Source organism: Candidatus Methanoplasma cognatum (assembly GCA_009777615.1).
Lineage (GTDB): Archaea > Thermoplasmatota > Thermoplasmata > Methanomassiliicoccales > Methanomethylophilaceae > Methanoplasma > Methanoplasma cognatum.
Map to the genome: position 1 here is coordinate 1 of WRLM01000002.1, position 13,474 is coordinate 13,474.

General features: G+C 53.7%; 12 protein-coding genes. 3 read left to right on the forward strand and 9 right to left on the reverse strand.

The features are described 5' to 3' along the window. A partial coding sequence (locus FWG96_02880; GenBank protein ID MCL2032195.1) for a hypothetical protein occupies positions 1-3,065 on the reverse strand: 3,065 nt, incomplete at its 3' end. Next, the gene (locus FWG96_02885) at positions 3,062-3,454 is read right to left on the reverse strand and encodes a hypothetical protein (GenBank protein ID MCL2032196.1); all 393 of its coding nucleotides are present in this window, start codon (positions 3,452-3,454) and stop codon (positions 3,062-3,064) included. The genes FWG96_02885 and FWG96_02880, both read right to left, overlap by 4 nt. Before the next feature lie 1,090 nt (positions 3,455-4,544). On the opposite strand from FWG96_02885, the gene FWG96_02890 reads away from it, so the two are divergent. Together FWG96_02890 and FWG96_02895 are read left to right on the forward strand one after the other, a co-directional pair. Then, positions 4,545-4,802 (forward strand): ribbon-helix-helix domain-containing protein, encoded by a 258-nt coding sequence (locus FWG96_02890; GenBank protein ID MCL2032197.1) that lies wholly within the window; start codon positions 4,545-4,547, stop codon positions 4,800-4,802. A gap of 770 nt (positions 4,803-5,572) precedes the next feature. After that, positions 5,573-6,421, forward strand: coding sequence for a carboxypeptidase-like regulatory domain-containing protein (locus FWG96_02895; protein MCL2032198.1), 849 nt, complete (start codon positions 5,573-5,575; stop codon positions 6,419-6,421). On the opposite strand, the gene FWG96_02900 is transcribed toward FWG96_02895, so the two are convergent. Next, positions 6,411-6,974, reverse strand: a complete 564-nt coding sequence (locus tag FWG96_02900; GenBank protein MCL2032199.1) for a FumA C-terminus/TtdB family hydratase beta subunit — start codon at positions 6,972-6,974, stop codon at positions 6,411-6,413. The two genes, FWG96_02895 and FWG96_02900, sit on opposite strands and share 11 nt — an antisense overlap. Then, positions 6,971-7,840, reverse strand: a complete 870-nt coding sequence (locus FWG96_02905) for a fumarate hydratase (GenBank protein MCL2032200.1) — start codon at positions 7,838-7,840, stop codon at positions 6,971-6,973. The genes FWG96_02900 and FWG96_02905 overlap by 4 nt, the downstream gene beginning before the upstream one ends. Positions 7,841-8,107: 267 nt before the next feature. Between FWG96_02905 and FWG96_02910 the strand changes: the two genes are divergently transcribed. Then, positions 8,108-8,587: a Bro-N domain-containing protein gene (locus FWG96_02910; protein MCL2032201.1), complete on the forward strand. Its 480-nt coding sequence runs from the start codon at positions 8,108-8,110 to the stop codon at positions 8,585-8,587. Here FWG96_02910 and FWG96_02915 read toward each other — a convergent pair. The 5 genes from FWG96_02915 to FWG96_02935 form a co-directional block, all read right to left on the reverse strand. Then, complete coding sequence (locus FWG96_02915) at positions 8,508-9,536, reverse strand: NMD3-related protein (protein ID MCL2032202.1); 1,029 nt, start codon at positions 9,534-9,536, stop codon at positions 8,508-8,510. The two genes, FWG96_02910 and FWG96_02915, sit on opposite strands and share 80 nt — an antisense overlap. After that, a complete protein-coding gene (locus tag FWG96_02920) occupies positions 9,533-9,826 on the reverse strand; it encodes a DUF424 family protein (protein MCL2032203.1) in 294 nt (97 codons plus the stop codon). Before FWG96_02920 ends, FWG96_02915 begins: the two co-directional genes overlap by 4 nt. Position 9,827: 1 nt before the next feature. Next, positions 9,828-11,981, reverse strand: a complete 2,154-nt coding sequence (locus tag FWG96_02925; GenBank protein ID MCL2032204.1) for a minichromosome maintenance protein MCM — start codon at positions 11,979-11,981, stop codon at positions 9,828-9,830. A 484-nt stretch (positions 11,982-12,465) separates the two neighbouring features. Further along, positions 12,466-12,996, reverse strand: coding sequence for a DUF367 family protein (locus tag FWG96_02930; protein ID MCL2032205.1), 531 nt, complete (start codon positions 12,994-12,996; stop codon positions 12,466-12,468). Next, entirely contained in the window at positions 12,993-13,469 is a 477-nt protein-coding gene (locus FWG96_02935; GenBank protein MCL2032206.1) for a hypothetical protein, read from the reverse strand. Before FWG96_02935 ends, FWG96_02930 begins: the two co-directional genes overlap by 4 nt. Positions 13,470-13,474 lie beyond the last annotated feature (5 nt).

A 13,474-nucleotide genomic window follows, 5' to 3' on the forward strand; every position in this document is an offset into this window, starting at 1 on the left:
GTGAGATGATCGAGGACTATGTCGTCTTCCACGAAATACCAGCCATCGACCGTGTTGTAGCCTGTCAGATTGCCGTCCATGGTGGAGAAATAGCTCTGATTGATCCTTGTCACACTCGCGTGTGTTTGTAAGGTCCCGTCCACATCGACATAGTTCTCGCCGACCAGGCTCACGGCGGTCAGCTGACTGCCCGATACCAATATGCGATAGCTTTTGTTGCCGGGCGGGTCGCCGGTGAACATGTTGTTCGAAAGCGACATAGTCATTGAGCTTGCATCTATCAGAACTATGGTCTGATTAGTATGTCCGATTATGTCCCCGTCCTCAAAGCTCACCGCGGCATTGCCGGTGGCCGAGCCGGTGACGGTGGAATAGATAAACGGTGAAGCCAATGAACCGGAGAAGTGAAGCTTGCCTGTATACATCCCCATGGCAAAGTTGCCGGTTATCAGGCTGCCGGCTCCGAATTCGATGTCGTTGTTGTTGGCATTGGCGAGGGTGACGCTACCTGTGACCGCATTGAAGTTTTTGAAGGTCGTAGCGCCGCTGGTGACGGTTATGCCGTTGGTGACGCCGACGATGGTTCCCGTTATTTCATTGGTGATCGTGCCGCCATTACCGAAAGAAACAGCAGCGGAGCCGGCGCCGGATAAGAAGCTCTCTATCGTGCCGAAGTTGTTGATCGTGAGAGGCGTGCCGGAGCTGATACCGTAGCCCGTACCTTTGATCGTAGCACCGGCCCGGTTGATGATCGTGGTTGTGAGATTTTGGGTTCCGTCTGCCCAGAGTCCTATCGTGGATGTTGAAGTGCCGTCGTTTGCCTCGATCATGCCGAAGTTGTCGACTTTGAAGCCAAGGCTTCCCTGTGATAAACGGACGCCGCTCAGGGTTCCTGTTATGTAACCGCTGCTGTGATTGAAGAGTTCACCTGCGCCCTCCGCGCGGATACCGCTGCTGGCGGGGCCTGTGCCCTGGATCACATTGTAGTTATTGACCGTGCCGTTACCGTGAAGGATACCATACGTCACGGCTCTGATAATTCCTGTCATCCCGACTGTGATATCGCCTCCGGCGGTGGAGTTTACGGCGTAGTAACCGCCGTACGTAGATGCGATGAGGGCTGTGTTTATGAGTTCGCTGCCGGCATTTAGAGTAACACCGTTTCTGTTGGAGCTCAGCATGCCCATGCCATCCACTATCGGTTGCGAATAGAATGAAAGGCGGCTACCCGGCTGAACTACTATGCCGGTCGCTAAGCCGGATGAATATATTGTATATCCGTCACCAATGATGATCTTGACATCACCGTTGATCGTAATAGCTTGACTGAGGGAGAAAGTATCCTTTATGAAATACCAGCCGTCAACCCCTCCGCTGCCGGTCAGCACTCCGCCTTTGGAGTCGATATAGGCCTTATCGATCGGAAGCGCCTCCACAACTTGTGTGTTTCCGTTCACGTCAACGTAAGGTACCTCCACTGCATACAGGAAGTACACAACGTGGTTGCCGCTGATGTTCGAAAGGGTCGCCTGGTTTGAAGGGTTGATGAGAGGATCGTAACGATCCGTCGGCGGGTTATTCCAAATGTGACCTTTGTTGAGATAGCCTGCTATTGCCGGAGCGGTAACATTGTAGTTGCTCCCTGTGGCAAGAATACGGATGTTTTCTGTTTGGAACTCCACGCCGCTGTCAACGTAAATGTATTTCTCGGTGACGGATGCGAAAGATGTGGTACCCGTTCCCATTTTTACGGGCAAGACCGCATCGTTGTTGCCGGTCTTATTGGGCGGAACGGGAGTGGAATCATCCCAAGCGTAAATGTTGTAACTGCTCATCGGGCTTGCCGATGATGCGTTTATTGTGGGGATTTGAGGGCTGTTGTCGATAGCGCGAAGCACATCGAACACAGTTGTGCCGCCGGCCCCTATGAACTCTGCATAGACATTATAGAACGCTGCATTTGAGCCGGGGATCTGGAAAGCAAAGGATTTCCAATTTTGGTTATCGACGCGCATCGTTGCCAGTGCATTGGTCATGTCGCCGTCTGCAAAGACGCGCAGGTTATACGGTTGATTTTGGAAGGCTTGAGGGATGAAGTTGGTGAGCTGCACGGTCGCATTCACAAAGTAACCGTCGCCTGCAATACTTCTTGCATGGATGGCGGGAAGGTTAGCATTTCCGGTTCCGCCGTGATAATACATACACCAAGATGATGCATTGACAGTCGCCGTACTGTAAATGGTGAGTGCTGTCCCCTGTCCGTTGGCGTAGTTGCTGCTGCTGCTGCTGCCGCCGCCGATGGCTGCGCCGTTTCCTGATGTTGCGGTCACAACTGCGTTGCCGCCGATCGTAATGCTGCCGCCGCCGCCGCCGACCGCGTTATTGCCGCCGCCGCCGCCGATGGCTGCGCCATAGCTGCCCGGTCCTATATTGGTAGCGGTCACTGTACCGCCCATGATGTTTATGTTACCGGTAGCCTGACCGACATTGCCTCCGATGGCTGCCGCGTTGCTCAAGTTCGGGACGGTCACATTGAGCGACCCGTCGCTACCGCCGTTATTGTCTGAATTGTTAATTGTAAGAGTGGCTGTGCTGGGCACTACGACGCTTCCTGTGATCGTGCTTGATCCGTGCAGGAGAATAGTTGCGTTGGCCCCGTTACCTAGTGTTATGCCTATCGGCGGTCCGGTTCCGATCGAGTTTCCGGTTATATTGATGCCGTCAATGACGACAGTGGTTGTTACATTGAGCCCAAAAGCAATATTCGCATTTTTGTGCGGGCCCGACTGTATGATAGTATATTTGAAATTATTTGCATCTGATGAGAAGGTTAGCGCTCCTGTGCTTGCGTTGAAGCCATAGCCTGTTCCCATTAGATTGTCAGTGGATGACAGATCAATAGTAAAATCTGTCGTTATGGTTGCAGACGTATCCTCATAGGAATCCGATGGTATGAGCTGCACGGCCGCAAAAGCGGCCACCATCACTGCCATCGCCAGCACCCCGTACATGTACTTGGGATGCTTTCCTAGCTTTCTCAGTCCTGTCTTATGTTTTGCTTTCATAGGTTTACACCATCTTTTCTTATTTCTTTTAAAATAGCCCCCGCTAAACGCGGCGAGGTACGCGTAACCCGTTTGGTAAATACTTTTACGCCGAAGCCGCGGCTTACGCCAGCGGCTCTATCCTCGGCCATGACTGTTCCGCCCTCTTTGGGGATAACGGCGGATGTATCTGTATGAGCGAACGTATAATGGCCAGATGCCTTCGGCCCGGAGACATTACGGTATGTGCACAACAATGCGAGGATCAGAAATGCCTTTATTAATAGGGAAATGACATCTCTGGATGCGGCTGGACCATACATAAAAACATTATTGCGGTATGGGGCCGACTGCCTTCTTTTTCCGTATCTTATACTCCTTTCGGACGCGGACGCTATTCTTTTTGTCATTAACGTTCACTTTCAAGCAATACTTCGGCGAGAATGTTTCCCCCAACCCGCCTCTGCAAGCGTATGGAGAGTAAGAACGCATATCGAGAATATATATTCTTCTGCTCGGAATTACAAACAACTATTTTGGTTAAACAGAAATTCTTATAAAGATATTTCCGCCGAACAGACAATAGTATTGCCACTTAAGGCACATTGAACGCGGCCGTCTCCGCCGCGCCGTCTCCTAAAACCAGACCATACCGGCGGCTTATTCGGCGCGTGCTCCGCCTTGAACGCAGGCCTTTATGACATCTTTCTTTGTCTTTTTATGAGAAAATGTTCAGCCTTTTTACGCCATCGGCGGATACGTTTCCGAGAGCTCAAAGAACAATATTTGGGGGCTAGGCGCCATAAAAAAAGCATCCGATCACTCCGGCGCGGACAGTCCGGACTTCACAGTTTTTCGCAGATTCCGACCGAATTTACGCGGCTTTCCCGCGGAGACCGGCGACCTATATTTGCAGATCGACCGCCGTCAACGGACGAATTAACTGCCGCGAAGAGGACGGGACCTGAGAAAAAAGAGGGTGATCCCGATGCGCCGCCGAAGAATATAGACGGCTTTGCGGGGCGGAGTTTCGATCGCGCGGTCCGCTAAATGCCGTTTTCGCCCGCCGTTCGGAGACGCCGGAAACGTCAAACCCGACCCGCGGTCTGCGGTTTTTTTACCGAATTGACATCAAATGACCCCCGCCGGTCAAGCGGCCGATATGATGATTTTCCATAAAAACACCCGGAAACACCTTCCGAACGGCAGGTCCCGCTGCGTGAAGCGAGCAGAAAATTCCTCGAAAAATAAGGTCCGCGGCGGCGGAAAAACTTGATAAAAGGAGCCTTTTCGCCAAAAAATAATGAGGCCCTCGGCGCAACAGGGAGATGTATATCTATTTTTTGCACGGTCGCGGCGCCGCTATGAAGAAGTACCGATAATGGATATATAGTATATAAAGTGTTCATTTGCTATACAAAGATAATAATATATAAAGTATTCTTGTGGTATGCAAATACGATACAATAAAGCTTAATTCTCTGACACAATCAAAAGGGCGTGGAAAGAAAAAACAGAACAACCGTGGTGACCCTGCGGGTTCCAGAAGGCCTGATAGAAAAGGTAGATCAGGACGTTGAAAGATTCAACGACTTCTCCAGCAGGGCGGATTTCATCATTGTTGCGATAAGGAGCTACCTTGAAGAAAGAACCGAAGCCATATCCGAACGGAACAAGGCTTTTTCAGACGAAAGAACAAGGGCCAAGGAGGAAAGCAAGATCGCCGCCCGCCGGACGGATGCCGAGGATGGCGACTGAACGATCATTTGCAAAATGTACATTCATGTCTCGATTCTTTGTTTTTTCCGAATATAGATGCGCTTTGCGAGGGCGTCCCTACGTATGAGCCTCGGTTATCCGCCGAGGCCGCCCCGCACTATCTCAAACAACCCCTCCCCGCTTATACGGTCCGCCCGCTGACATCCATATAACAAGCATATGATATGCAATTGAGATTCAGATGAGTATTGCATGGTGACCGAGGGAACTCATCGGACCCTAAGATGGTCCGATTTTTTAGCAGTCGCCTCTCTTTCGGGAAGGAAACTCTGACGGTTCTCCGACATTTTCGAGGTTGTTTTGCAGGCCGAGACGCCGACGAACCGGAGAAAATTCCGTAGCGGTGCGGTTCTTCTCCTTGCACATTTTAATGCCGAGACATCATTCTTATCGGAAAATTTCCTAAAAAGAGGCCTGCGAGCTGCGTGCTCGCAACCCGTATCTCCCCGTACTGCGCCCGTTGCAAACTCTATTTTACCTCTGCTATTAAGTTCATATTCGTTCTTCCAAAGGGCCTTATCTCTGTTTCTTTAGCGGGTTCGACCATATCCCTATGCATTAAATTTTCGGAGATAACTCCCCCTGCCGCATGTGTGCGGTCAGCTTTCAGCGCCGCCCGGCAGAGAAGCAAAGCAGAACCGGAAGGTATCTGCCCGATATGATCCCCCGTCGGCCGCAGGCATACATCTGACGTATAATCCCCATGCGACCGCGAAAAGATATTAAATGCAGTCATCCATTGAACGGCGATGAGAAACAAGCTCCTGCTGGCATCGGTCGCGGTCTCACTGCTGGTGCTGACGCTGATGCCGCTAGCACCCGCCGACGGCGACGATACCGTCACGAACTACTACATAGAAGGTTACGTCGCGGATACCGAGAAGAACGCCATGGGAGGGGTTACCGTCTCCGTGAACGACGGACGCGACCCCGTACCTTCCGGCCAGACCAGGGCCGACGGCTTCTTCAGCGTGGGCGTCGCCGTGAACACCGGCCTCACAATATCCTTCACCGTTTCGGGATATACCGTCCTGACCTGTCCGAACACGTCCTTCCTGCAGGGGTCTGATTATAGGGCCCTCGATCTTTCAAAGGCGTCATATAACAGCATGACGCGCACATATACCATCACCACAGGCCCGGTCGAGGATATGCAGTGCGCGATAATGATGATCGCGCCGAGCGGCGATTTCGAAGGCGTGGTCTCATTCAACGGAGGCGCCATAAAGAACGCGACCGTTTCCCTCACCTCCACATACGGCGGCGGAGTTTATACGGCGCACACGGACGACCGCGGGAGATATAAGATAACGTGTCCGGCCGGAACATACAGTCTGACGGTCAGCAGCCAGGGCTTCAATAGCTATTACGGCGACGAAGTGAAGGTGCCTTCGAGCAAAGAGGAGATCACCATATTGGAAAAGACCGAACTGAGGAAATACCTCGGAATGGATGCGGCCCACGTGCTTGTGCTTGTAGGCGCGATAGTAGGTATCCTGCTGGCGTTCGCCGTGTGGTTCATGAGCAAGCGCATGAACGAACCCCGTTACCGGGAGATGTTCGACGACAGCACAGAGGAAGAAGACGTCAATACCTGACGAGCTTTGACCTTATATCCTCATAAAGACAGCCGCCTTCGGAGTCCATCGCGACCACCAGCGGCCCCATCCTATCCATTCTGAAACTCCAAACCGCCTCGGCCATGCCGAGGTCCTCCCATTCGACGCCGCAGACCTCGGCCACGGACTCGGCGATGGATACCGCCGTCCCGCCCACCGCCGCAAGGTATACGCATCCGACCTCCCGCATAGCATCCCCGATCTCTTTAGACATCCCTCCTTTCCCGATGACCGCGCGGATCCCGAACCTTCTGATCATTTCCGGCCCCAAAGCATCCATCCTGGCGCTGGTGGTGGGGCCCGCTGCGATGACCTTCCATCCGTTCCCCTCTTTCTCCACGATGGGGCCGCAGTGGAACAGGACGGAGCCCTTGATCCCCTCTGGGACCGGCTTCCCGGAACGGGAATGCTCTATCGCCCGGATGTGCATCCCGTCCCTCCCCGTTATCACGCCGCCGGACAGGTACACGATCTCTCCGATCTTCAGCCTCCTGACGGCTGTTTCATCAAGCGGAGACCTCAATTCCTTCAAAGGACCGCCTCCTGACTGTACTCCACGTCCGTATCGGTAATACGCGCGGCGGCCCTCCTCGTGGCCCAGCATCCTATGCTTACCGCGACCGGAAGGCTTGCCGTATGGCAGCAGGCGGTCCTGATCCTCACTCCGAGGACGGTGGTAGAACCCCCCAACCCCATCGGGCCGAGCCCGCTGCCGTTCAGTTTGACAAAGAGCTCCTCCTCCAGCTCTCTGAGGGCAGGATCGCTGTTCTCCCGGCCTAGGGGGGACATCAATGCCTCCTTCGCCATCGCTGCGCATCCGTCCGCCGTGCCTCCGATCCCGATCCCGACCACGCCGGGGGGACAGGGCCTCCCTCCCGCATCCAGGACCGAGTCTGTGACGAACTTTTTGATACCTTCGATCCCGTCCGAAGGGTTCAGCATGGCCAGCCGGGTCATGTTCTCCGAGCCGGCGCCCTTTATCAGGACCGATATCTCGGTGAAATCGTCTTCGGTCGGGATGTAATGTATCTCGGGCATGCCTTTCCCCAGATTGTCCCCGGTGTTCTTCCTTGTCAGCGGGTCCACGGTGTTGGGCCTGAGGGGTATCGTTTCCGTCGCTCTTCTCAGCCCCTTGATTATTTCCCCGCGGATGGAGGCGTCGAACCTTCCTTTCACATAGAACGCCGGTATGCCAGTATCCTGGCACATCGGACGGCCCAGGGCCTCCGCTTTCTTCACGTTGTCCATTATCGTCCCGAGCTGCATCCTCGCCGTCGGGTCCGCTTCCCATCCGGCGGCGGCCTCCAGCGCCCAGCCGATGTCCGGCGGAAGCTTGGTGTTCGCCGCCTTCAGAAGATTGACCACGACCTGGTCTACGGGTTCAGGCAGTTTTATCATAGTACCTTTATTGCTGTTCCGATAAAAAGATGCACTAGATGCTGACCGCCGCATAAAGAGTGGGTGTGAGGAGTAAGCATTCCTTCGTAACGCCGCCTGCCGCTTTTGCATATTATATTACCTAATTATTTAGAAGAATTCAAGGCCAAGTTCCATCAGCTTTTCCCAAAGAATACGGCGAGGATGCCCCCGGCCATGCCTAACTGCCTAACTGTAGCATGATGTCTTTTTCTGCTCAGCACCAAGTCTACAGGCGGAGTTGAGTCAATGGACGATGACAAAAAAGTATGGCTTTTTGAGAAAAAGCGCATCCGAACAGTATGGGACGAAGAAAAAGAAGAGTGGCTTTTTTCAATAGTTGACGCGGTCTCAGTGCTGACCGACCAGCCCACCCAACGCAATGCGAGCACATATTGGGCTGTCATGAAGAATCGTCTGAAGAACGAAGGCGCCGATGAACTGCTTACAAACTGTAAGCAGTTGAAGCTTACCGCAGACGACGGCAAGAAACGTTCTACTGACGTCGTTAACACAGAGCAGCTTTTACGGATAATACAATCCATACCGTCACCAAAAGCGGAGCCGTTCAAATTATGGCTGGCGGTCGTAGGGAGCGAGAGGATCGATGAAACCATCGACCCTGAGCTGACCATCGGCCGCGTTGTCCTCACGGCACGTAGTAAAGAGCGTCGTCTATCTCGACCACCCTTACCGTATCCCCTATCTCGGCGTCGTCCGGAACATTAACGTCGACGGTGGAATAATCCGACGGGTCAAGGACCTGTATCTCTCCCTTCCCCCTGTTCACCACCACCGCCTCTCCCATGTCCTCCGACCTCTTGTGCACTTTGAAAGACGGCATGTCCGATCTTTTGACCGTCCTTTCCCGGAAATTCATCAGATCCGTTACTTTGGCGCCGCTGCCGGACACCCTGGTCAGTTTGAAGTACCGCCCTTCGAACAGTATCACGTCGCCGGCATGGAAGTCGGGAAGCCGCACCAGATATGTTATTCTGTACATGTTCCGGCCGTCGTCCGTCATTCCGACAAGTTTGAAGGTCTCCTTTGTTTCCGCGCAATACGTGTCGGCGAGGTCCTTCGTTACGGCTTTTCCGAGCGACATGGAGGAAAGATAGACGTCGATCCCTCCCTGCACCTCCTCCGTCTTGGTTATGAAGAGATGTCTGCTGTTAACAGCCTGCGTGTCTACGAAATTCTCCACTCTGCAGAGCGCTTCCCGCATGATCTTCCGCGATGCGTCCTTGGAGCCGGCCCTTATCTGCAGTATCGCCTCGTAATAGTTCCCGAGCTGTTTTGAGCACCTTTTACAAACGGTGTTCTTCAGTCTTACTATTGTGGAGGAGGAATCCTCCGCGGTGTGTCCGCCGACGTCGAGCACGGCGTCCACCGTGACGGCGTGCGCGTAAGGATCCTGCTCCTCCGACGACGCCCTGGCACTGACGATCTTCGCTTCTTTTATCGTGGCGAGGGAATTAACTGCCGCATCTGTTATGGCGTCCCCGATGTCCTTCGTCACCCACCTTTCCCCAATCCCGACGTCCCCGCAGTTGGTGCACACGTTCACGTCGACATGGTGCGGAAGGGAGGTCAGCTTCCTGCCGTCGAGGAAGCATTCCGCGCAGAGGCCGTTGATCGTATCGCCGGTCTCTTTCCCGCATTTCACACAGAAACTCACATTATCACCACTTGAGCGTGCTTCACCTCTCCGATGACCATCACGCTCTGTTCGGAGACCAGCCCCTCTTTTACGGCTATTTCGACGGCGCGGTTGCCGACGATGTTCATTATCGTAACGGATCTTGTCCTTTCGACGAACGCCTCTTCGGACACGGCCTCTCCGCCGTAGAAGATCTCGGACACTTTTATTTTGACGCCGTCCCCTCTGAATGTCATCCCCAGGATCTCCAGGTCGCATGCGGCCAGTATCCTTTCGTTCTCATGGACGTGAATTTTACAGCTTATCATCTTATGCCCTCTTGTATCTGCCGCCGGGAGGACAATACAAAGTTCCGTCGTCCTTCATCGCCCTCAGTCTTTTCCTGGTCTTTTCCTCTGACAACCCCTCGCTGAGGGCTTGGTTGACTATCTCTTCCTCGGACGCCCCGTCGGCCGACTCCAAGCCGTCGATTATGCCCAGTATCACGGTCAGTTCGTTGCGGTCCTTCTTTGTGAAATTCGACGATAAGTTGTCGATATCCCACTGCCCTCCGTCCGGAGCCAGTAACTTTCCGAGATAGTATTCCACAAGGTTAACCGCCCTTACGGCGTCCTCTTCTTCGACCGTACGGCTGAGCCTCATCTTTGCCGACGCCTCGGACAGCCTCACGTATGCCTCGAGCTGTCTTGCCGTAATGGGAACAGAATCGTTCTCCCCCGCCCCCATAGCCCTTATTTCAAGGTATTTTTCTTCAATTATCCCCATGGCCTTGTCGGTCATCACCGGTACGATGCGCTTCGAATAGGCCACATACTTCCTGAGTATCTCCTGCCCGTAGACCGGCCTTACGTTCTGCGTCTCATCCTTTATCTTCTTGACATCCACTCCCACGACAAGCGGCGCATCATCCGTTATCTGCCTTGCCTGTCCCCTTCTGTGAACGTTCAGGATGTGGGCGGTCAGCTCCCTGTCCATCTTTGCGTTAGGCTTGTCGGTAAGCACGAATATAAGATCAAAACGTGACATCAGCGCGGGCGGGAGATCTATCTGCTTGGTTATCGACATCCCGTCCGTCTCGAATCTCCCGAACTTCGGGTTGGCCGCGGCCAGCAACGAGCATCTGCACTGAAGGGTGGCGGTTATGCCTGCCTTTGCCACCGAGATCCTCTGGGATTCCATAGCCTCATGGAGGGATGAACGGTCCTGAGAGGTCATCTTATCCAGTTCATCAATGCATGCCAGCCCCTTGTCGGCCAGGACCAGCGCTCCCGCCTCCAGCGTCCACCTTCCGTCGCCGAATTCGTCCTTGACCGCAGCGGCGGTCAGTCCCGCCGCCGACGCCGATTTGCCAGAGGCGTATATTCCCCTGGGAGCAAGCGAGCTCATATATCTGAGAATTTGAGACTTCGCGACACCCGGATCTCCGACAAGGAGCACGTGCATGTCCCCTCTGATCACCGTCCCATCGTCCATCTCTTTGTTGCAGCCGCCGAACAGCTGCAGCGCGATCGCGCTCTTGACCTCGGCCATCCCGTGGATGGTCGGGGATATGGAAGCGATGATGTTGTCAAAGAGCATCGGATCCGCGGACATGTCCATGATCGCGAGCTCATCCTCTTCCGTTATCTGTATCTCGTCGTACTCGTGCTCCTCGAATTCTACAGACAAAACATCCATGAATATCTCGAACACCGTTGATTTATCCCTGTCGTGTTTTTCGGAGGACCTTATTATCCCGTTTATGGTCACCCTGTTGCCGGCAGTTATTATCCCGGCGATGTCGTCCTCGACGAATCCGGCTATCCTCTCCGGCTGGGCCCCGCCTCTCAGCCCCTCGGGGCTTTCCTGTATCTCTATTTTCTGAGTGTCCACGAACACCGACGCCTTTGAATCGAGGTCGAAATGCGTGGCCTGCTTATTGCAGCTGCCGTCGGGATTCGAACACATAAGTGGCTCTCTCATGATGACGCTTCTTTGGGCCTCCCATATCTCCGCCCCGCATCTGGCACACCTGAAGAGAGCGTGCGTCATCTTCGGTTTTACCGTGGTCGCTTTCCTTACGAGCCCTTCCACCGCTACCAGTTTCCCAAGGTGTTTGGCCCTTATCTTCCTCACTTCCACCTTGGCGTCGCGGGGAAGGTCGATTATCCTCAGGTTCACGGCGTCCTTGTTGTCCCATGCGGGGGGGAGCGAAGCTTTCACGACCTCTCTGCCTTTGCTCAGGCACTTGTCCGGATTATCCAAAAAATACATGGCGAGATCCGTGTTGTATGCGTCAATATCCTCATAGGGGACATAGACGCTCCTCTTCTCCGGATAGCTGGCCGCTATGTCGGCGAACATAAGGCGGTACTTGTCCTTACCCAGTATGTCCTCCCACCCGGCAATTATCTCGCTGTCCTGAAAATTCATAGCCATTCCGTCACCCGCCTTCGCATGCTTTGTTCTTCCGGCGTTCCCCATCCGCCGCGGGCACCCTCTCCGAGGGCCCCGGACCAAGCGCCGCAATGCCGTCGTGTATTATGATATTCTATATTATAGAGTAGGATAAAAAACGCACACTGTAAATGAGGGGGTCCGGGCACAGCCTTGAAGTTCTGAGCGCGGGTGCCGTGTCTCCGCAGTTTGACGGCCGGACCGCCTGTGGCGCGGCCGTGATGGTTTTGACATAATGGTCCGCAGAGTACGAAGATCATCAGAGGATATTTTCTCTCCGGCTCCGGCCGCTTGGTCTCGATCGAGCGCAGGACCTTCTCCTTCAATCCCGCTATATCATTCCTTGTCTCTGAGTAGTATGTGCATTTAATTATCCCACCGGGGCCGCAGACTGTCCGGGTCCGATCCTCCATGAACCTTAAGCCCACATCTTATTCTTTTAGTTATATTATAATATTATAATGATTAGTTTATCTTTAATATCAATAATAGAGTTTGAATTTACTTTGGTTTATGTCTTGAGGGAACCTTTGCCGAGTATCTCTTCCAGGTACTCGTTCTGTATGCGGATGACCTCCGCGCTGTCCTTCGCTTTGGAATAATCTTCAAGCAGCGGTCCGTTAAGCCGGATGAATTCCGGCGCCCAATTGAACCTTTCCATGAACGTTCCGGCCTGCTCATTCTCGCCGAGTATTATCAGGGCCGCCATGACGGCCTCCGCGCTGTTGAGCTCCATCGGCCTTCCCCAATTCACCGGATTCGACGCAAGCAGGTAGGGGAGGGCCCTCTCGCTGACCCCCTTCAATCTCGGGAATTCGTCTATATTCGTCCAGGTGAGGTCCATAACTACCAATCCCTTCTTTGCTCGGACGGCGTCGGCCGGGGACAGCGCAATATCCGAGAAGGGAGAAAGTACGACCGATCCGGAAGGTACCGCGGACAGCGTTTTCGCCTCCTTGCCCAACCCGAATTTGAGCATCCTCCTGGCAGTGCATTTCTTCGGGTCGCACTGGCATTTGTCATAGATTATTACGGGGATCATGCGCTTATCATCGACCTCAGTTTCTCAACATCGTCCATGTTCTCTCTGACCCATTTGCTCACTTTTTCAATGATGCCGGAATAACATTCCGCAAGCTCAAGGTCGTCGGTCGCGGCGAAGTCGTCGGCGGACCCCAGGTCGCAGAGCACCTGTTTTCCCTGCCACGGGGTCCTCTTCGCCCATTCGTCGAACACGTTCTTCCTCAAGAAAACAACGATGTCATAATCCTCATCGTCCCTGAGCCGGTCCCTGTCCCTGAAATCCTTCGAGACCTGCCGCCTCATGTCCTCACCTCTTTGATACATCACAGATATCAGCTCGCAGTCGATAAGGTCGCGCTGCGGGCCCGCGCTGTACGCCTCATACTTACTGCCGAAGTATTCTTTTGTGAAGTACTCCGCAAGCTGCGACGTCAGATCGTTCTTCTCGTCAATGAACAGCACGCGGACCTTTCTATCCTTCTTCCCGAACATAAGAC

Coding starts and splice junctions, on each gene's coding strand:
- FWG96_02885 (MCL2032196.1), bottom strand. CDS start 3,454: ATGACAAAAAGAATAGCGTCCGCGTCCGAAAGGAGTATAAGATACGGA.
- FWG96_02895 (MCL2032198.1), top strand. CDS start 5,573: ATGAGAAACAAGCTCCTGCTGGCATCGGTCGCGGTCTCACTGCTGGTG.
- FWG96_02905 (MCL2032200.1), bottom strand. CDS start 7,840: ATGATAAAACTGCCTGAACCCGTAGACCAGGTCGTGGTCAATCTTCTG.
- FWG96_02910 (MCL2032201.1), top strand. CDS start 8,108: ATGGACGATGACAAAAAAGTATGGCTTTTTGAGAAAAAGCGCATCCGA.
- FWG96_02920 (MCL2032203.1), bottom strand. CDS start 9,826: ATGATAAGCTGTAAAATTCACGTCCATGAGAACGAAAGGATACTGGCC.
- FWG96_02925 (MCL2032204.1), bottom strand. CDS start 11,981: ATGGGGAACGCCGGAAGAACAAAGCATGCGAAGGCGGGTGACGGAATG.
- FWG96_02930 (MCL2032205.1), bottom strand. CDS start 12,996: ATGATCCCCGTAATAATCTATGACAAATGCCAGTGCGACCCGAAGAAA.
- FWG96_02935 (MCL2032206.1), bottom strand. CDS start 13,469: ATGTTCGGGAAGAAGGATAGAAAGGTCCGCGTGCTGTTCATTGACGAG.